This window comes from Streptomyces sp. NPDC004721, from assembly GCF_053601495.1.
On record NZ_JBSGBZ010000032.1, the window covers coordinates 20,801 to 38,031 of the forward strand.

A 17,231-nucleotide genomic window follows, 5' to 3' on the forward strand; every position below is an offset into this window, starting at 1 on the left:
GGTTCATGCAGCTCTCCGCCCAACCGTACGAAGAACGCCTCACCGCGCCCCGTTCCTGGTGGCTGATCAGCCTTCTGCTGGGCATCTCCTGCGCCCTGATCCTGCTTCCCTTCGGCACCCTGCCGATGCTGGGCGGCCTGGTCGGCGGCACCGCTGCGGCGGCGGTCGTGGCGAGTTCCTACGGCTCGCCGCGCATCCGGGTCGTGGGCGGTCTGCTGATCGCGGGCGAGGCGAAGATCCCGGTCACGGCGCTCGGCGAGGCGGAGGTGCTGGACGCGGAGGAGGCACGCGCCTGGCGCACCCACAAGGCCGACACCCGCGCCTTCCTGCTGCTGCGCGCCTACATTCCCGGGGCGCTGCGGGTCATCGTCACCGACCCGGAGGACCCCACGCCCTACCTGTACCTGTCGACGCGGGAGCCGGAGCAGCTGGCCCAGGCGCTGAGCGCGGCGCGCGCGGCCGCGGAGCCCGGGACCGCGTAGCCGGGGGCGCCAAGGCCCCGTACAGGTGATCCTTATACAGGTGATCCAGGGCGGGCTCGTCAGCTCCCGGGTCCCCCGGAGCCGCCGGTGGTGTCGGGGCCTTCAACGCCGTCGGAGCCGTCGTCGGTGTCCTGGGGCGGCAGTGGACGCCCCGGTGTCTCCAGGGGCGGCAGCGGGGGCAGTTCGTCCCACGGGACCTGGATCTTGCGCAGGTCGGCGCGGATGCGGGCGGCGAGCCTCCTGGTCTCGCGCCGGTTCATGACGGCACCGGCCGCGGCGCCCACCATGAAGGGCGTCAGCTTGGGCAGGCCCCGCGCCGTCCGCTTCATGATCTGCCGGCGCAGCTGGTGCCTCATCCTGCCCCCGAGGGCGAGGTCGATCGTCGACGGATTCCGCACGTCGATCCGGCGCTCGTGCGACCAGACGGTCAGATACGCGGTACTGCGGGCCTTCAGATTTCCGGGGGGCCGCGCCCCGTACACCTCGTGGAGTTCCGCGATCAGCTTGAGTTCGATCGCCGCGACTCCGGTGACCTCCGCGGCCAGCTGGGTCGGCATCGCGGGCGGTACCGGCAGCATCGCCGCCGCCCCGACGCCCGCTCCGACCGTGGAGGAGGCGCCCGCCGCACCCGCCACCAGCTTGTCCGCGAGCTGTTCGGGCCCGAGGCCCGGGAACTGCCGGCGCAGCGTGGTGAGGTCCCGTACGGGGATCCGCGGGGCCATGTCGATGACGCGGTCGGTGAGGTACGAGAAGACCGCCCTGGCATGGCCGCCGCTCACGCGCGCGCCGTCTCTGGCCGCCTTTCCGGCCTGCCGGGCCCGGTGCCGGATCGCCGCGGCCTGCCGCCGGGCCACGGGCGCGGGTCCACCCGCCGGGACGGCGGGGTCACCGCGCCCGGAGACCGATGCGAGCGCGGGCGATCCCGCCGATCCGTTCGGGTCGGATGTACGGGATGGCCCTTGCTCGTCGTCACGCGCGCCGTGGGAGCCGTCGGACGGTCCCGAGTCCGCTCCCCCGCGGGGGATGCGGCGCTTCCAAGGAGGGGTCGAGCCGGTCACGGCCGACCCTGCCTCAGTCGCAGTCGCGGCAGATCGGCTGACCGTTCTTCTCCCGGGCCAGCTGGCTGCGGTGGTGCACCAGGAAGCAGCTCATGCAAGTGAACTCGTCCTGCTGCTTGGGCAGTACCCGGACGGCCAGTTCCTCGTTCGAGAGGTCTGCGCCGGGCAGCTCCAGGCCTTCGGCGGCCTCGAACTCGTCGACGTCCACAGCGGAGGTCGACTTGTCGTTCCGCCTGGCCTTCAGCTCTTCCAGGCTGTCCGAGTCGACGTCGTCGTCGGTCTTGCGTGGGGTGTCGTAATCGGTTGCCATGTCGCTCTCCCCCTCTGGGTGTATGCGGTGTCTCCAGCGCACGTAACGCGTGAGAGGCCGGACTTGTGCCCGACCTGAGGCGGAGATTTTGCCTCACATCAAGGTCTGTTACTCAATCGACACCCAACCGCACTCCTCAAGAGTGATCGGCTTGGATGGCGATCGGGACCGTACACGGTCCGGATGCCCCGCTCCAAAGCGGTCTCACCGTGTACTTCCCGTGATCATGCCCCCTGAAAACCGGGATTTTTCCGGCATTTCCAGGGTTCGCATGGCCACGGAGAGTAGGTGGCTGGAAAACCGCTCATGTGATCGATCACACACGGTGAGGCCGGGAACGGCCCCGGGAATTTCCGCGCAAAGCGAACATCCCCGCGTGTCGGCGCAATGATCTCAGATCGGCAGCGCCACTCGCATCACGAGCCCACCCCCCTCACGCGGCTGGGCCGAAATGTGCCCGCCGTGCGCCCTCGCCACGGAGCGGGCGATGGACAGGCCCAGGCCGACACCCTTGTCGCTGCCGGTGCGCTCGGTGCGCAGCCGCCTGAAGGGCTCGAAGAGGTTGTCGATCTCGTACGCCGGGACGACCGGTCCGGTGTTCGTGACGACGAGGATCGCCTGGCCGTGCTGGGCGTCCGTGACGACCTCCACCCACCCCTCCTCGGCCACGTTGTACCGCACCGCGTTCTGCACCAGGTTCAGGGCGATCCGCTCCAGCAGCACGCCGTTGCCCTGGACGACCGCCGGCTTGCGCTCGCCGCGGATCTCGACCCCCTTGGCCTCCGCCTCCCCGTGCACCTGGTCGATGGCCTGCGAGGCGACCTCGGCGAGGTCCACCGGCTTGCGCTCGACGATCTGGTTGTCGCTGCGGGCGAGCAGCAGCAGGCCCTCGACGAGCTGTTCGCTGCGCTCGTTGGTGGCCAGCAGGGTCTTGCCGAGCTGCTGGAGCTCCATCGGCGCGTGCGGGTCGGAGAGCTGCACCTCCAGGAGCGTGCGGTTGATCGCGAGCGGTGTGCGCAGCTCGTGCGAGGCGTTGCCGACGAAGCGCTGCTGGGCGGTGAAGGCCCGCTGCAGCCGCTCCAGCATGTCGTCGAAGGTGTCCGCGAGCTCCTTCAGCTCGTCGTCCGGGCCGTCCAGCTCGATCCGCCGGGACAGGTCGGAGCCGGCCACGGCGCGCGCGGTGCGGGTGATCCGGCCGAGCGGGGACAGCACGCGGCCGGCCATCGCGTAACCGAACGCGAAGGCGATCACGGCGAGGCCGAGCAGGGCGAGGAGCGAGCGGCTGAGCAGGCTGTCCAGGGCGGCCTGGCGCTGGTGGTCGATGCAGGCGCTGATCGCGGCGTTGAACTCCGACAGCGACAGGTTGCCGTTGTCGACGCCCGGACAGTCGGTGCTGGTGACCCTCAGGGCATTGAAGTCGACGATCTTGAACAGCGGTTGGTTGCCGGTACGCAGGCCTTGCGCGGCGAGCAGGTAGATGATCGACAGCAGCAGGATGCCGGCGATCAGGAACATGCCGCCGTACAGCAGCGTCAGCCGTATCCGGATGGTCGGACGCAGCCACGGGAAGGTCGGCTCCGGCCTTCTGGGGTCCCAGGTGGGTTTCGGGGGCGCCTGGGGCGGCGCCGGGGTCGCGGCCACGGCTGATCAGATCCGGTAGCCGGAGCCGGGCACGGTGACGATCACCGGGGGCTCGCCGAGCTTGCGTCGCAGCGTCATCACCGTGACACGCACGACGTTGGTGAACGGGTCGGTGTTCTCGTCCCAGGCCTTCTCCAGCAGCTGCTCCGCGGAGACCACGGCGCCCTCGCTGCGCATGAGGACCTCCAGGACCGCGAACTCCTTCGGCGCCAGCTGGACCTCCCTGCCGTCGCGGAAGACCTCGCGGCGGTTGGGGTCGAGCTTGATCCCGGCGCGCTCCAGGACGGGCGGCAGGGGCACGCTGGTGCGCCTGCCAAGAGCACGCACGCGTGCCGTCAGCTCGCTGAACGCGAAGGGCTTGGGCAGATAGTCGTCGGCGCCGATCTCCAGGCCCTCGACGCGGTCGCTGACGTCGCCGGAGGCGGTGAGCATCAGCACGCGCGTCGGCATGCCCAGTTCGACGATCTTGCGGCAGACGTCGTCGCCGTGCACCAGCGGGAGATCGCGGTCGAGGACGACCACGTCGTAGTCGTTGACGCCGATGCGCTCCAGGGCGGCCGCACCGTCGTACACGACGTCGACGGCCATGGCCTCCCGGCGCAGTCCGGTGGCCACCGCATCGGCGAGCAGCTGCTCGTCCTCGACGACGAGTACGCGCACGTCTTGTCCTTCCTGTGTCCACCCGCGTAGCGCCGCTCGGGGCGCACGCCGGCAGGGGTCCTCGTGAGTGTGTGCATCCATCCTGCCCTTTTGGGCCATAAGTCGGCGGTAAGCCGTGGAAGCGGCCGGTGGACGGGAGGCGAGCGGCGGGCGAAGGGGCCGCGAATCCCGGATTTTCTTGTCCGGTGGAGGTTTCCGCCGCGAGGAGTCGGGGGAGTACGGGTTTACACCCCGCGATCACGCTCTGCATGTGCCGCAGCACCATGCGGTACTCCGCGATCCGCTTTCGCAGAGTGGGTGTGGGTGTCCAGCGCCGTCGCCGCCCGGTCGGGCAGCGCCGGGCACCTGCTGAGACGTGATCGTCCCTTCCGAACGGCACACCCCCGTGCCACCGACCCACCGACCCAGGACGAGGGGGCGCAAGCATGGACGCATTCACCGCAGGACTTCTGCAGCGCATAAAGGCGACCGAGTCCGATCTGACGCGGGCCCGTGACGACGGCGACGACTTCCTCGTCGAGGTCGAGCTGGCCGAACTCGACGACCTGCGCCGCCTCGCCGCCGAACACGGTGTGGAGGTCGGCGTGTCCGGCGTCTGATCAGCCTGCACGCGCGAAGCGGGACCCCGGCGAATCCAGCGCCGGGGTCCCGCTGTGCGTGGTGCTCCTGCCGTGCCCTCAGTCGTGCCAGGCGCCGTGCTCCTCCAGGAGGCTCTGGAGGGGCTCGAAGACGCCCGGGGTGGCCGCGACCGTCAGCTCGCGGGACGGACGCTCTCCCGGGCGGCCACCCGTCACGACGCCCGACTCCCTGGCGATCAGGTCACCCGCGGCGAAGTCCCACGCGTTCAGACCGCGCTCGTAGTAGCCGTCCAGGCGGCCCATCGCCACGTCGCACAGGTCCACCGCGGCCGAGCCGCTGCGGCGGATGTCGCGCAGCAGCGGGATCAGCCGGCGGGCCACGTCGGCCTGGTGGGCGCGGACCTCGGCGACGTAGTTGAAGCCGGTGGCGACCAGGGCCTGGTCCAGGGGCGGCGCGGCGCGGCAGGCCAGCTTGCGCTCGCCGGCCCAGGCTCCGGTGGCCCAGGCCCCGCGGCCGCGCACGGCGTGGAACGACTCGCCGCGCATCGGGACGGCCACGACCCCGACGACCGCCTCGCCGTCCAGCTCGGCCGCGATGGAGACGGCCCAGGTCGGCAGTCCGTACAGGTAGTTCACGGTGCCGTCGAGCGGGTCGATCACCCAGCGGACGCCGCTCGTGCCCTCGACGGAGGCGCCCTCCTCGCCGAGGAAGCCGTCGTCGGGCCGCCGGTCGGCGATCAGGCCGGTGATCAGCTTCTCGGCGGCGATGTCCATCTCGGTGACGACGTCGATCGGGCTGGACTTGGTGGCGGCCACCGCCAGGTCCGCCGGGCGGCCGTCCTGCAGCAGTTCTCCGGCGCGTGCGGCCGCCTGGCGGGCGAGTTGCAGCAGTTCCGCGGGCAGGGTGTCGGTCACGGGGCTCCTCACGCGTAGGGGCTGTCGGCGCCCGCGGCGGCGGGCCGGGGCGTACGGGCCGGGCAGCAGCCCACCGGGCACAGGTTGTGGTCCGCCCCGAGCGAACCCAGGGCGCACGGCGTGACCTGCTGTCCGCGCTCGGTGGCGGCACGCTCCACGATCAGTTCGCGGATGGCGGCGGCGAACCGCGGGTCGGCGCCGACGGTGGCGGAGCGGCGCACCGGAAGGTCCAGTTCCGTGGCCTTGGCCGTGGCCTCGGTGTCGAGGTCGTACAGGACCTCCATGTGGTCGGAGACGAAGCCGATGGGCGCCATGACGACGGCCGGGGCCCCCGCGGCGTGCCGCTCCTCGAGGTGGTCGCAGATGTCGGGCTCCAGCCACGGGATGTGCGGGGCTCCGGAGCGCGACTGGTAGACGAGCTGCCAGGGGTGGTCGACGCCGGTGCGCTCGCGGACCGCGTCGGCGATCAGCCGCGCCACGTCCAGGTGCTGGCGGACGTACGCCCCGCCGTCCCCGTGGCCGGGGACCGGGCCGGAGGTGTCCGCGGCGGAGATCGGGATCGAGTGGGTGCAGAAGGCGATGTGCGCGCCGTCGCGGACGTCCTCCGGGAGGTCGGCGAGCGACTCCAGCACCCCGTCGATCACGGGCTGGAGGAAGCCCGGGTGGTTGAAGTAGTGCCGCAGCTTGTCGACCTTCGGCAGTTCCAGGCCCTCGGCCTCGAGCGCGGCGAGCGAGTCCGCCAGGTTCTCGCGGTACTGGCGGCAGCCGGAGTAGGAGGCGTAGGCGCTGGTGGCCAGGACCAGGGTGCGGCGGCGACCGTCGCGGACCATGTCCCGCAGGGTGTCCGTCAGGTACGGGGCCCAGTTGCGGTTGCCCCAGTAGACCGGCAGGTCGAGGCCGTGGTCGGCGAAGTCCTTGCGCAGGGCGTCGAGCAGGGCGCGGTTCTGGTCGTTGATCGGGCTGACCCCGCCGAACCGGAAGTAGTGTTCGCCCACTTCCTTCAGGCGCTCGGTGGGGATGCCGCGCCCGCGCGTCACGTTCTCCAGGAACGGGATCACGTCGTCCGGCCCCTCGGGGCCGCCGAACGAGAGCAGGAGCAGGGCGTCGTACGGGGTGGCGTCGAGCACGTCAGGCATGCCTCGATCCTGCCACCCCGCACCGACGGGCGGGATCCCGACCCGTAAGGGCTCCCGGCCCGTAAGGGCTCCCGGCCCGTGAGCGAGGTGCGCGGGAGCCCGTAGGGGGGTGGTGCGCAGGAGTCGTCCGGTCCGTAAGCTGTATCAGCTTCCTTCACGCCTTACCGGATCCGCGGAGACCCTGTGCCCAGCCCGTACCGTGCCCTGTTCGCCGCTCCAGGCTCCAAGGGTTTCTCCGCCGCGGGGTTCCTCGGCCGGATGCCGCTGTCGATGATGGGCATCGGCGTGGTCACGATGATCTCGCAGCTGACCGGGCGCTACGGGCTCGCGGGCGCGCTGTCGGCCACCATCGCGCTGGCCGCCGCCGTCCTGGGCCCGCAGATCTCCCGGCTGGTCGACCGGCACGGGCAGCGCCGGGTGCTGCGCCCCGCGACGCTCGTCGCGCTGACCGCCTCGGCGGTCCTGCTGTGCGCGGCGCACTTCCGGTGGCCGGACTGGGTGCTGTTCGTCTGCGCGGCCGGGATCGGCTCCGTGCCCAGTCTGGGCGCGATGGTCCGCGCGCGCTGGGCGGCCCTGTACCGGGGGACGCCGCAGCTGCACACCGCCTACTCGTTCGAGTCGGTGGTGGACGAGGCCTGCTTCATCTTCGGGCCGATCGTCTCCATCGGGCTGTCCACCGTCTGGTTCCCGGAGGCGGGACCGCTGCTGGCCGCCTGCTTCCTGGCGGCGGGCGTGTTCTGGCTGACCGCGCAGCGCGCGACCGAGCCCGCTCCGCACCCGCGCGAGCACGGCGGCGGCGGTTCGGCCCTGCGTGCGCGCGGGCTCCAGGTGCTGGTGTTGACGTTCGTGGCGACCGGGACGATCTTCGGGGCGATCGACGTGGTCACCGTCGCCTTCGCCGACCAGCAGGGACACAAGGGCGCCGCGAGCGTCGTGCTCGCCGTGTACGCGGCGGGCTCCTGCGCGGCGGGCGTCGTGTTCGGCCTGCTGCGCTTCGCGGGACCGCCCGCCCGGCGCTGGCTGCTGGGCATCTGCACGATGGCCGTGAGTATGATCCCCCTCCTACTGGTCGGAAACTTGCCGTTTCTGGCCGTGGCGCTGTTCGTTGCGGGCCTGTCCGTCGCTCCCACGATGATCACGACGATGGCCCTCGTCGAAGAGCACGTACCACGCTCGCACCTGACCGAGGGCATGACCTGGGTGAGCACCGGGCTCGCGGTCGGGGTGGCACTGGGCTCCTCGGTGGCCGGCTGGGTGATCGACGCGGCCGGGGCGCGGGCCGGGTACGGGGTTCCGGCGGTGTCCGGGGCCGTCGCGGTCGCGGTCGGTTTCCTCGGGTACCGCCGGCTCAGCAGGCCGGCTACGCGGCGGGGAGGCTTCGTTGAGCAGCACGACGAGCGCGAAGAACGGCACGTGGCGTAACTGGGGCGGCAATGTCGGCGCGCGCCCCGGGCGGGAGGTCACGCCGGCGACGGTGGAGGACGTCGCCGCCGCCGTACGGAGGGCCGCCGAGGACGGGCTGAGGGTGAAGGCCGTCGGCACCGGTCACTCCTTCACGAGCATCGCCGCGACGGACGGCGTCATGATCCGCCCCCAGTTGCTGACCGGCATACGCGAGATCGACCGCGAGGCCATGACGGTCACCGTCGAGGCCGGCACTCCGCTCAAGCGGCTCAACGCCGCTCTCGCGCGTGAGGGCCTCTCGCTCACCAACATGGGCGACATCATGGAGCAGACGGTGTCCGGGGCGACCAGCACCGGCACCCATGGCACGGGCCGCGAGTCGGCCTCGATCGCCGCCCAGATCAGGGGGCTGGAGCTGGTCACGGCGGACGGCTCGGTACTCCCCTGCTCCGCGCAGGAGAATCCGGACGTCTTCGCGGCCGCCCGTATCGGCCTGGGCGCGCTGGGGATCGTCACGGCCCTCACCTTCGCGGTGGAGCCGATCTTCCTGCTCACCGCCCGCGAGGAACCGATGAGCCTGGACCGGGTGCTCGCGGAGTTCGACCAACTCTGGGCGGAGAACGAGCACTTCGAGTTCTACTGGTTCCCGCACACCGGCAGTACCAACACCAAGCGCAACAACCGCAGCGCCGGACCGGAGCAGCCGGTGGGGCGGCTGGCGGGCTGGTTCGAGGACGAGTTCCTCTCCAACGGCTTCTTCCAGGTGGCCAACTGGGTCGGCCGCGCGGTGCCCGCCACCATCCCGTCGATCGCCGGGATCTCCAGCCGCGCGCTGTCCGCGCGGACGTACACCGACATCCCCTACAAGGTCTTCACCTCACCGCGCCGGGTGCGCTTCCTGGAGATGGAGTACGCGGTGCCGCGCGAGGCCCTGGCCGACGCCCTGCGCGAGCTGAAGGCGATGGTCGACCGCTCCGGACTGCGGGTGAGCTTCCCGGTGGAGGTGCGCACCGCGCCCGCCGACGACATCACCCTGTCCACCGCCTCGGGCCGGGACAGCGCGTACATCGCGGTCCACATGTTCCGGGGCACCCCCTACCAGCGGTACTTCACGGCCGCGGAGAACATCTTCACCGCGCACGAGGGCCGGCCGCACTGGGGCAAGATCCACACCAGGGACGCCGGCCAACTCACCGCGGCCTACCCGCGCTTCGGGGAGTTCACGGCGTTGCGGGACCGGCTGGATCCCCAGCGGCTGTTCCAGAACGACTACTTGCGGAGGGTGCTGGGGCCGTAGCGCTCGCGCCGGGTGCCGGGGCGGTAGTGCCGGCGTCGGACGGGTTGCCCGCCCCCGTGCCGTCGGTGCCCGCGCTCCCGGTGTCCCCGGTGCCGCCGCTGTTCCCGCCGTTCCCCGTGGCCTCGGGTGTGGGCGCCGGGCTCACCCCGGTGCCCCGGTCGGGGCTGCCGGAGGCGGCATCGCCCGGCCGTGCCCCTTCCCGGGTCCCGGTCCCGGGCGTCCGCGTAGGCGAGGAGGTGGGGGCCGGCCCGTCGGACGTCACGGACGGGGTGCGGTGGCCGGTCACGGCGTAGCCGACCGTCGTGCCCCTGCCGCCGCTGAAGCTGTCGCCCGACACCAGTTCGTAGGCGGTGATTCCGGCCATGGTGACCCCGAAGACGAGGGTGGCGGCGAGCACGGGCCGCTTCCAGCTCTTGATCCGGGCCCGGTAGACGGTCCCCTCGGTGAACTCGCCCACCGGCGGCGCGGTCCGCCCGGCGGGAGCGGTCGCCGGGGACGGTCCCGGTACCGGTCCCGGGGAGGCGGCCACCCCGCGCAGCTGTTCGCCGGTACGCCGGAGGAAGTGCTGGAAGACCGAGCCGCCGCAGGTGGCCAGGACGCTGACGACACCGGCCCCGAGGATCGTGCCGTAGACGCCGAAGTACGAGGCGAGCTTCGCGGCCACCACCGCCGCCACGGCGCTGCCCGCGACCTGAGCCACGCTCAGCTCGATCCGCCTCCTCTTCACCCCCTCCCCGGCACTCGGCTCACCACCACCATCGGACCTTTCGCTCATTACCGGACCTTGCCTGCCTCTGTCGGACACGGCCGCATCTTTCGTCTGCAGATCGGCCGACTGCACGAGAAAGGGACGTACAGACGAAACCGTTAGTTCCGTTTGCGGTGAATAAGTGAAGTTCGCCACGGGCGTGATCGAAAAAGCGGTCGAGGGCGGCCGAGTACCACCTCTGGCGAGAAGTTGGGCGGCGCGCCAATCCACGCACGTGGCCCGAATGGAGTACCGTTGTGATCCCTGGGCCCGGCCTCCCTTCGGGGTGTCCGGACCTTGCTGGACCGCCGGGAGGGGGCTGGTTGCACGGGGTGACGGAGTTGGTCACTTAGCGTTGTAAACAGGTAACCGTGCCATAACGGCGTTCCAGGGCCCGCGCCCGACACGCCGGGCAACTCGGCAAGGTTGTGGCAGGCTGCACCCGGGCAGGCCACACTCGACTAGCGGAAGCAGCGACGCACGTGACGTCGGCAGGCACCACCCGGGAGGTCCCCATGCCCGAACTGCGTGTCGTGGCCGTCTCCAATGACGGCACACGGCTGGTGCTGAAGGCTGCGGACAGCACGGAGTACACGCTTCCGATCGACGAACGGCTCCGCGCCGCCGTGCGCGGCGACCGTCCCCGCCTCGGCCAGATCGAGATCGAGGTGGAGAGCCATCTCCGCCCCCGCGACATCCAGGCCCGGATACGAGCGGGCGCGACCGCGGAAGAGGTCGCCCAGCTCGCCGGCATCCCCGTCGACCGGGTACGGCGCTTCGAGGGCCCCGTGCTCGCCGAGCGCGCCTTCATGGCCGAGCGCGCCCGCAAGACTCCCGTCCGCCGGCCCGGTGAGAACTCCGGTCCGCTGCTCGGCGAGACCGTCCAGGAGCGGCTGCTGCTGCGCGGCGCCGAGAAGGACACCGCCCAGTGGGACTCCTGGCGCCGCGACGACGGCACCTGGGAGGTCCTGCTGGTCTACCGGGTCGCGGGCGAACCGCACTCGGCGAGCTGGACCTACGACCCGCCGCGGCGCCTGGTGCAGGCCGTCGACGACGAGGCCCGCGCGCTGATCGGGGAGTCCGACGACCTCGGCGCCCCGGAACCCAGCTTTCCGTTCGTGCCGCGCATCGCGCGTCTGCCGCGCGAGCGTTCCTTCGACCGGGACCGCGACCGTCCGGCGCTGCCGGGCCAGGCGCCCGAGCCCGCCGAGGAGAGCGTGGGCGAGCGCGACACGCTGACCAGCCTGCTGGAGGCGGTGCCGAGCTTCCGCGGCGACCTGGTGGTGCCCGAGCGCGCGCCGGAACCCGTGGAGGAGCCCGAGGAGGACCTGGTGGCCGAGGAGCCCCCGGCCCCCGCGGCCTCGGCCGGGTCCGCCTACGCGGACGTCCTCATGCCGCGCTCCGTCACCAGCCACCGCGATCGCCTCACCGGCGCCACCGACCGCCAGGCCGAGGCGGACGGGGTCCGGCCCGGCCGCCGGGCCGCCGTGCCGAGCTGGGACGAGATCGTGTTCGGCACGCGCCGCAAGAAGCAGGAGTAGCAAGGCCGTACGAGGTTGAAGGGCCGCGCCCGCCGGGTGCGGCCCTTCTTCGTGCACGTTCCTTGTGGCCGTACCGGCTGACCGGCCGTCACCCCCTGTGCGGGACTGCTGGCTGACGCCCGGTCACTGAGGATCGGGCCCCACCGCGACCGGCCGGGACGGGTCCGAGGACCACTCCGACCACGAGCCGACGTACAGGGCAGCCGGGATCCCGGCGACGGCCAGCGCCAGCACCTCATGCGCGGCGGAGACGCCGGAGCCGCAGTAGACGCCGACCTCGCGTCCGTCGTCCGCGCCCAACGCCGCGAACCGTGCCCTGAGTTCCGCGGCCGGCAGGAACCTCCCGTCCGGACCCGCGTTCTCCGTGGTCGGCGCGGACACCGCGCCCGGGATGTGGCCGCCCACCGGGTCGATCGGCTCCACTTCGCCCCGGTACCGCTCCCCCGCGCGCGCGTCGAACAGCACTCCGGACCGCGCCAGCGCCGCGGCCCCGTCGGCGTCGAGTAGCGGCAGCGCGCCGGGCTTCGGTACGAAGTCGCCCTCGGCCGGTTCGGTCACGGCGGTCTCCAGGGAGCCCTCCCAGGCCGCGAGGCCGCCGTCCAGGACCCGCACGTCGGGATGCCCGGTCCAGCGCAGCAGCCACCACGCGCGGGCCGCCGCCCAGCCCTGCCCGCCGTCGTAGACGACGACCGGCCGGTCCGCGGCCACCCCGGCACGGCGCATCGCGGAGCCGAACACCTCCATGTCCGGCAGGGGATGGCGGCCGTTTCCGCCCGGCGCCGAGGCCAGTTCGCGGTCCAGGTCGGCGAAGACGGCGCCGGGGATGTGCCCGGCCGCGTGGGCGGCGCGCCCGTCGAAGGGCGCCGCGCCGGCCGCCGTGGCCAGGCTGAGCTGCCAGCGGACGTCGAGCAGCACCGGCGGCCGGGGCTCCGCGAGGGCGCTCGCGAGATCGGATGCGGAGATGATGGCGTTCATGGCCACCATCCTTGCGCACGGGGTGGCCACAGCGTCCAGGTCGGGCTACTCTGCTCGGCCGGACAGGTCCGATCACGATGCGTACGGGATCGGCCACATGCTGTACAGCCGATCGACATCCATCGGTAAGCGCGGCGAAACGGGCGGGACACCGCACACCGGGCACCCTCCGGACGGGACCCGGCCTCGCGGGCGCTTCGGGGCGCGCCCGCGCCCGGCACGGATGGCGGAGCGTCGGCTCGGGGTCCGGAGAACGGAATCGAGGCGGCCGTCGCAGGGGCCGAGGGGAAGGTGACGATGACCGAGGCACCGGAGCCTGGCGTCCCGAACGGCCGGGCGCCCGCACGGCACAGGCCCGGCACACCGTGCCGGGTGAGCCTGATGGTGCACGGGATGGCCGCCGCCCAGGCCTTCTACGCGGAGCTCTTCGGCTGGGAGTTCCAGCCCGGCCCCAGCCGGCTCGGCCCCTGCGTGCGGGCCCTGCTGAACGGCCGCGAGGTGGGCGGCATCGGACAACTGCCGCCCGGCCGGCAGCTGCCCGTGGCGTGGACGCCGTATCTCGCCTCCGCCGACGTGGACCTGACGGCGGAAACGGTACGGCTGTGCGGCGGCACGATCGGGGTGGGTCCACTGGACACGGGCGGCGCCGGGCGGCTGGTGATCGGCTCGGATCCGTCGGGCGCGGTATTCGGCCTGTTGCAGTCCCGGGCGCACCCGGGCGCGGAGGTCGCCGGGCTGCCCGGCACACCGGTGTGGCACGAGCTGCTGACCTACGAGACCGCGGGCGTCGCCGGCTTCTACACCAGGCTGTTCGGCTACGAGCGGAAGCCGAACGGCTCCGCCGGTGTCGACCGGGTGACCCTGCGCCTCGACGGCCGTCCGGTCGCCGGAGTGCACGGGGTCGGCCGGGCCCTGCCCCGCGACCGGGGTCCGCACTGGACGACGTACTTCGAGGTCGCCGACACCGGCGAGGCGGCCGACCGCCTCGTCGCCCTGGGCGGCCGGGTCCTCACCCCCGCGCGGGACACCGCCCACGGCCGCGTGGCCACCGTGACGGATCCCGAGGGGGCCCGGTTCGCCCTGATCCAGAGTTCGCGTTGATTCCGGCAAGCCGTGTTGACGGCAGGTGTCGCTCAGAAGAGTGATATCGGCAGGACATCCGGTGACAGCGCCGCGGCGCGGGCCTCGGCAGCGGCCATACGGCGGCGGTGCCGCGATGCGCGCTTCCGTCCGGACTCGGTTCACGCTTCGTCGCGGTGGGTGAGGTGGCCGTCGGAGAGGCGCCAGTAGCGCTGGTGAGGGGTCAGTTGCCAGATCTCGTCGGCAGCGATGGCCTGCGTGATCCAATCGTGCTGGGGCCGAGGCAGTTCCCGGAGAGCGTGGTAACGGCAGCGCGGGGGCGGTCGTAAGTCTCGATGGCAGCTGGGAGAACGACGACAGGGCGTCCGGGCGGGGTGTCGTTGTCGCGTTCGGGCAGACCATGAAGACGCTGCGGGTGCGAGAGGCTCTCACCGCCGCCCGTTATGGGATTATCCGATCTCAGGCTCTCAGTCCGCGAGAGTCGCTGGAGTTCATCGAAGGGTTGCTGGGAGAGCTATGAACAACGCCGAGTCCTCGACCATCGTCTCCGGCCTCGCCTGGTTCAAGAGCAGCTACAGCGGAGCCGAGGGCGGCGATTGTGTAGAGGTCGCACCCAGGACGACAGTTGTGCACGTCCATGACTCCAAGGCCGCCGCCGGACCCATCCTTGCGGTCTCGCGTGAAGCGTGGGCGGGGTTTGTCGGGCCGGCCTCGTCGGAGCGGCGCGTTTGACGCTCTGACGCAGGTGTAGGTGCTCGGTCAGTCGGCGGTCACAGGCAGCACGTCCGGGGACAGCGCCGCCGCGCGGGCGGAGGCGGCCGTCATGCGGCGGCGGTGGTGCCGGCGGCACAGCACCTCGTAGCCGATCTCGTCCGCGGACCGGGTCACGTCGCCGACGACGACCTGGGCGCCCTCGACCACCATGACGCCGCCCACCGTGCGGGCGTTGTGGGTGGCGCGGGCGCCGCACCAGCACAGGGCCTCGACCTGGAGGACCTCGACGCGGTCGGCCAGTTCGACCAGGCGCTGGGAGCCGGGGAACAGCTTGGAGCGGAAGTCCGTCGTGATGCCGAAGGCGAAGACGTCCATCTCCAGGTCGTCGACCACGCGGGCGAGTTGGTCGATCTGCTCGGGCGCGAGGAACTGCGCCTCGTCCGCGATCACGTAGTCCGCGCGCCGGCCCTGCGAGAGGTGGTCGACGAGGTAGGCGTACAGGTCCACGTCGTCCTCGACCTCCACCGCGTCCGTCACCAGGCCGAGGCGCGAGGACAGCTTGCCGTGCCCGGCCCGGTCGTCACGGGTGAAGATCATGCCCGTCAGTCCGCGCGCGGAGCGATTGTGCTCGATCTGGAGAGCCAGTGTCGACTTCCCGCAGTCCATGGTTCCGGAGAAGAACACCAGCTCGGGCATGAGCAGTTGGGCACCTTTCGGCGAGTGAGGAGGACGGTGGTGTACAGCGAGCAGGGCGGGAAGGGGCCTCAGGAGCGTACTTCCAGCAGGGGGACCAGCTGCTCGGCAGGGGTCATCGAACCGTGGTTGCCGACCATCAACGACTCCTTCGGCTCCTGCTCGGAGGCGACGAGCAGGACGTCGTCGCGGGCGGCGGCGACCACGTCGCCGATCCGGGCGTACACCCGGTCGTCGACGCGCGGCCCGAACCAGCCCGCCGCGAGGGCCTCCTCCCGGGAGGCGACCCAGAACTGCTCGCCGAGCACCTCGCGCCAGCAGGTAAGCACGTCGTCCTCGGCGCCCGGCACCGCGTACACGTGCCGCGCGCGTCCCTCGCCGCCGAGCAGGGCGACGCCGGCGCGCAGCTCCCAGTCCTCGTCGAAGTCGATGCGGTGCTGCTCGTCGAACGGGACGTCGACCATGCCGTGGTCGGCGGTGACGTAGAGCGCGCTGTGCGGCGGGAGCTGCTCGGCCAGGCGCTGGACGAGCCGGTCGACGTGCATCAGCTGTCCGCGCCAGGTGTCGGAGTCGACGCCGTAGCGGTGGCCGGCGCCGTCGAGTTCGGAGTAGTACGTGTAGACGAGGGCCCGGTCGGCGGCGGCGAGCTGCTCGGCCGCGACGTCCATGCGCTCCTCGCCGGTCAGCCGCCCCACGAACGTGCCGCCGCTGAGGGCGACCTTGGTCAGCGGGGTGTTCTGGAAGGCCGGGGAGGACACCTGGGCGGCGTGCACGCCCGCCTGCTGGGCGAGCTGGAAGACCGTGGGGTGGGGCTGCCAGGCGCGCGGATCGCTGTACGGCTGCCAGCGCAGCTGGTTCATCAGCGCGCCGGTGGCCGGGTTGCGCACGGTGTAGCCGGGCAGGCCGTGCGCGCCCGGGGGCAGGCCGGTGCCGACGGAGGCGAGCGAGGTCGCCGTGGTCGCCGGGTACCCGGCGGTGATCGGGCGGCCGGTGCCGCCGCGCGAGCTGCCGAGCAGGGAGGTCAGGTAGGGCGCGTCCGCGGGGTGCGCCTTCAGCTGCTCCCAGCCGAGGCCGTCGATCAGGAAGACGCACGCGCGGTCGGCGGGGGCCAGCTCGCCGATCGCGGCCGTCATCCGGGGTACGCCCATGCCGGCGGCCAGTGTGGGCAGCAGGTCGGCGAGCGAGCCGGTTCCGTACTCGGGGACGGGTGCGGACTCGACGGCCAGCGGCTCCGGGTGGCCCCAGGCGGTGGCGTCGTCGGGGGAGAAGGGGCGGGTCATCAGCGGGTCGGGTCCGCGGTGGCCTCGGAGATGGACTGCGCGAACGCGAGGGCCTGCCGCACCGTCTCGGGGCCGTCGCCGGCCTCGCTGACGCGCAGGCTGAGGTCGTCCGCCGTCGAGTTGCCGGTGTAGCCGTGGTCGGCCTCGCAGTTGGGGTCGCCGCAGGCGGCGGGCTCCAGGTCGATCCGGGACACGGCGCCCCAGCCGATGGTCAGCACGACCTCCCGCGGCAGCGTGCCCGGCGTGTACTGCTCCGGGTTGGCGACCACGCGGCTGACCACGACCGACGAGATCCGGTCGAGCTTCACCGACTCCGTGGACGTGGTGGCGTACGGCGTCGGGGAGGTGCTGTCGGCGGCCTGCTCGTCGGTGTGGCTGACGATGAAGCGGTTGCCGGTGAGGACGAGCACCGTCACGTGCCGCCGCACCTCGTTCTGGTCGAACGTGGTCTCCTGGTGGACCAGGTACGACCGGATGGGCTCACCGCCCACGGCGGCCTCCACCGCCTCGGCCACGAGAGCCGGGTAGTAACCGCTGCGTTCGATCGCCGAACGCAGCCCCTGGGTCGTCGTACTGGTCTTGGCCATGCCGTCCATCCTACGGGGGCGCGCCGACTGCGAGGCACCGCTCCGGGCCAGTCAAGGGCAACCCGGTCCTTTCGAACAGCAGGGCCGTCACGCAGGTGCCGCACCGGGCGGGGACATGCGGGGGCCTGCCGG

General features: G+C 72.2%; 18 protein-coding genes and 1 pseudogene. 8 read left to right on the forward strand and 11 right to left on the reverse strand.

What is annotated here, in order from left to right; genetic code table 11:
• Window positions 1-5 precede the first annotated feature (5 nt).
• The gene (locus ACWEK3_RS26695) at window positions 6-482 is read left to right on the forward strand and encodes a DUF3093 domain-containing protein (RefSeq protein ID WP_453250752.1); all 477 of its coding nucleotides are present in this window, start codon (window positions 6-8) and stop codon (window positions 480-482) included.
• 59 nt (window positions 483-541) lie between these two features.
• Here ACWEK3_RS26695 and ACWEK3_RS26700 read toward each other — a convergent pair whose 3' ends face one another.
• The 4 genes from ACWEK3_RS26700 to ACWEK3_RS26715 form a co-directional block, all read right to left on the reverse strand.
• Window positions 542-1,540, reverse strand: a complete 999-nt coding sequence (locus ACWEK3_RS26700; protein WP_450542363.1) for a hypothetical protein — start codon at window positions 1,538-1,540, stop codon at window positions 542-544.
• 13 nt (window positions 1,541-1,553) lie between these two features.
• The gene (locus ACWEK3_RS26705) at window positions 1,554-1,850 is read right to left on the reverse strand and encodes a DUF4193 domain-containing protein (RefSeq protein WP_005481602.1); all 297 of its coding nucleotides are present in this window, start codon (window positions 1,848-1,850) and stop codon (window positions 1,554-1,556) included.
• Window positions 1,851-2,243: 393 nt separating this feature from the next.
• Complete coding sequence (locus ACWEK3_RS26710) at window positions 2,244-3,491, reverse strand: sensor histidine kinase (RefSeq protein ID WP_361415319.1); 1,248 nt, start codon at window positions 3,489-3,491, stop codon at window positions 2,244-2,246.
• A gap of 6 nt (window positions 3,492-3,497) precedes the next feature.
• A complete protein-coding gene (locus ACWEK3_RS26715; RefSeq protein WP_028424348.1) occupies window positions 3,498-4,151 on the reverse strand; it encodes a response regulator transcription factor in 654 nt (217 codons plus the stop codon).
• 425 nt (window positions 4,152-4,576) lie between these two features.
• On the opposite strand from ACWEK3_RS26715, the gene ACWEK3_RS26720 reads away from it, so the two are divergent.
• Window positions 4,577-4,750 carry a hypothetical protein gene (locus ACWEK3_RS26720; protein WP_361415317.1) on the forward strand — a complete coding sequence of 58 codons (174 nt, stop codon included), beginning with the start codon at window positions 4,577-4,579 and terminating at the stop codon, window positions 4,748-4,750.
• 78 nt (window positions 4,751-4,828) lie between these two features.
• Here ACWEK3_RS26720 and ACWEK3_RS26725 read toward each other — a convergent pair whose 3' ends face one another.
• Window positions 4,829-5,644 carry an inositol monophosphatase family protein gene (locus tag ACWEK3_RS26725; RefSeq protein WP_453250753.1) on the reverse strand — a complete coding sequence of 272 codons (816 nt, stop codon included), beginning with the start codon at window positions 5,642-5,644 and terminating at the stop codon, window positions 4,829-4,831.
• An 8-nt stretch (window positions 5,645-5,652) separates the two neighbouring features.
• Entirely contained in the window at window positions 5,653-6,780 is a 1,128-nt protein-coding gene (locus ACWEK3_RS26730; RefSeq protein ID WP_453250754.1) for a ferrochelatase, read from the reverse strand.
• 183 nt (window positions 6,781-6,963) lie between these two features.
• Here ACWEK3_RS26730 and ACWEK3_RS26735 point away from each other — a divergent pair, with 183 nt between their 5' ends.
• Both ACWEK3_RS26735 and ACWEK3_RS26740 read left to right on the forward strand, forming a co-directional pair.
• Complete coding sequence (locus tag ACWEK3_RS26735) at window positions 6,964-8,202, forward strand: MFS transporter (protein WP_450542356.1); 1,239 nt, start codon at window positions 6,964-6,966, stop codon at window positions 8,200-8,202.
• Window positions 8,162-9,481 (forward strand): D-arabinono-1,4-lactone oxidase, encoded by a 1,320-nt coding sequence (locus ACWEK3_RS26740; RefSeq protein ID WP_453250755.1) that lies wholly within the window; start codon window positions 8,162-8,164, stop codon window positions 9,479-9,481. Before ACWEK3_RS26735 ends, ACWEK3_RS26740 begins: the two co-directional genes overlap by 41 nt.
• Here the strand turns inward: ACWEK3_RS26740 and ACWEK3_RS26745 are convergent.
• Complete coding sequence (locus ACWEK3_RS26745) at window positions 9,405-10,256, reverse strand: hypothetical protein (protein WP_453250756.1); 852 nt, start codon at window positions 10,254-10,256, stop codon at window positions 9,405-9,407. The two genes, ACWEK3_RS26740 and ACWEK3_RS26745, sit on opposite strands and share 77 nt — an antisense overlap.
• 488 nt (window positions 10,257-10,744) lie before the next feature.
• On the opposite strand from ACWEK3_RS26745, the gene sepH reads away from it, so the two are divergent.
• Complete coding sequence (gene sepH, locus ACWEK3_RS26750; protein ID WP_361415305.1) at window positions 10,745-11,770, forward strand: septation protein SepH; 1,026 nt, start codon at window positions 10,745-10,747, stop codon at window positions 11,768-11,770.
• A gap of 123 nt (window positions 11,771-11,893) precedes the next feature.
• On the opposite strand, the gene ACWEK3_RS26755 is transcribed toward sepH, so the two are convergent.
• On the reverse strand, window positions 11,894-12,745 hold the full coding sequence (locus tag ACWEK3_RS26755; protein ID WP_450542350.1) for a sulfurtransferase: 852 nt from the start codon (window positions 12,743-12,745) through the stop codon (window positions 11,894-11,896).
• Window positions 12,746-13,042: 297 nt separating this feature from the next.
• Between ACWEK3_RS26755 and ACWEK3_RS26760 the strand changes: the two genes are divergently transcribed.
• From ACWEK3_RS26760 to ACWEK3_RS26770, 3 genes and pseudogenes are all read left to right on the forward strand, one after another.
• Window positions 13,043-13,846, forward strand: coding sequence for a VOC family protein (locus tag ACWEK3_RS26760; protein WP_450542348.1), 804 nt, complete (start codon window positions 13,043-13,045; stop codon window positions 13,844-13,846).
• Between the two features lie 406 nt (window positions 13,847-14,252).
• A pseudogene (locus ACWEK3_RS26765) lies at window positions 14,253-14,345 on the forward strand (transcriptional regulator); the annotation flags it as partial.
• The gene (locus ACWEK3_RS26770) at window positions 14,342-14,557 is read left to right on the forward strand and encodes a DUF397 domain-containing protein (RefSeq protein ID WP_453250757.1); all 216 of its coding nucleotides are present in this window, start codon (window positions 14,342-14,344) and stop codon (window positions 14,555-14,557) included. The pseudogene ACWEK3_RS26765 and the gene ACWEK3_RS26770, both read left to right, overlap by 4 nt.
• A gap of 27 nt (window positions 14,558-14,584) precedes the next feature.
• Here ACWEK3_RS26770 and ACWEK3_RS26775 read toward each other — a convergent pair whose 3' ends face one another.
• From ACWEK3_RS26775 to ACWEK3_RS26785, 3 genes are all read right to left on the reverse strand, one after another.
• Window positions 14,585-15,235, reverse strand: coding sequence for a thymidine kinase (locus ACWEK3_RS26775; protein ID WP_388727804.1), 651 nt, complete (start codon window positions 15,233-15,235; stop codon window positions 14,585-14,587).
• Window positions 15,236-15,303: 68 nt separating this feature from the next.
• The gene (locus ACWEK3_RS26780) at window positions 15,304-16,512 is read right to left on the reverse strand and encodes an alkaline phosphatase family protein (protein ID WP_453250758.1); all 1,209 of its coding nucleotides are present in this window, start codon (window positions 16,510-16,512) and stop codon (window positions 15,304-15,306) included.
• Entirely contained in the window at window positions 16,512-17,108 is a 597-nt protein-coding gene (locus tag ACWEK3_RS26785; RefSeq protein ID WP_141357577.1) for a DUF5998 family protein, read from the reverse strand. The genes ACWEK3_RS26780 and ACWEK3_RS26785 overlap by 1 nt, the downstream gene beginning before the upstream one ends.
• Window positions 17,109-17,231: the final 123 nt, after the last annotated feature.

Coding starts and splice junctions, on each gene's coding strand:
- ACWEK3_RS26720 (WP_361415317.1), top strand. CDS start 4,577: ATGGACGCATTCACCGCAGGACTTCTGCAGCGCATAAAGGCGACCGAG.
- ACWEK3_RS26755 (WP_450542350.1), bottom strand. CDS start 12,745: ATGAACGCCATCATCTCCGCATCCGATCTCGCGAGCGCCCTCGCGGAG.
- ACWEK3_RS26705 (WP_005481602.1), bottom strand. CDS start 1,850: ATGGCAACCGATTACGACACCCCACGCAAGACCGACGACGACGTCGAC.
- ACWEK3_RS26780 (WP_453250758.1), bottom strand. CDS start 16,512: ATGACCCGCCCCTTCTCCCCCGACGACGCCACCGCCTGGGGCCACCCG.
- ACWEK3_RS26745 (WP_453250756.1), bottom strand. CDS start 10,256: ATGAGCGAAAGGTCCGATGGTGGTGGTGAGCCGAGTGCCGGGGAGGGG.
- ACWEK3_RS26775 (WP_388727804.1), bottom strand. CDS start 15,235: ATGCCCGAGCTGGTGTTCTTCTCCGGAACCATGGACTGCGGGAAGTCG.
- ACWEK3_RS26785 (WP_141357577.1), bottom strand. CDS start 17,108: ATGGACGGCATGGCCAAGACCAGTACGACGACCCAGGGGCTGCGTTCG.
- ACWEK3_RS26760 (WP_450542348.1), top strand. CDS start 13,043: ATGACCGAGGCACCGGAGCCTGGCGTCCCGAACGGCCGGGCGCCCGCA.
- sepH (WP_361415305.1), top strand. CDS start 10,745: ATGCCCGAACTGCGTGTCGTGGCCGTCTCCAATGACGGCACACGGCTG.
- ACWEK3_RS26695 (WP_453250752.1), top strand. CDS start 6: ATGCAGCTCTCCGCCCAACCGTACGAAGAACGCCTCACCGCGCCCCGT.
- ACWEK3_RS26770 (WP_453250757.1), top strand. CDS start 14,342: ATGAACAACGCCGAGTCCTCGACCATCGTCTCCGGCCTCGCCTGGTTC.
- ACWEK3_RS26730 (WP_453250754.1), bottom strand. CDS start 6,780: ATGCCTGACGTGCTCGACGCCACCCCGTACGACGCCCTGCTCCTGCTC.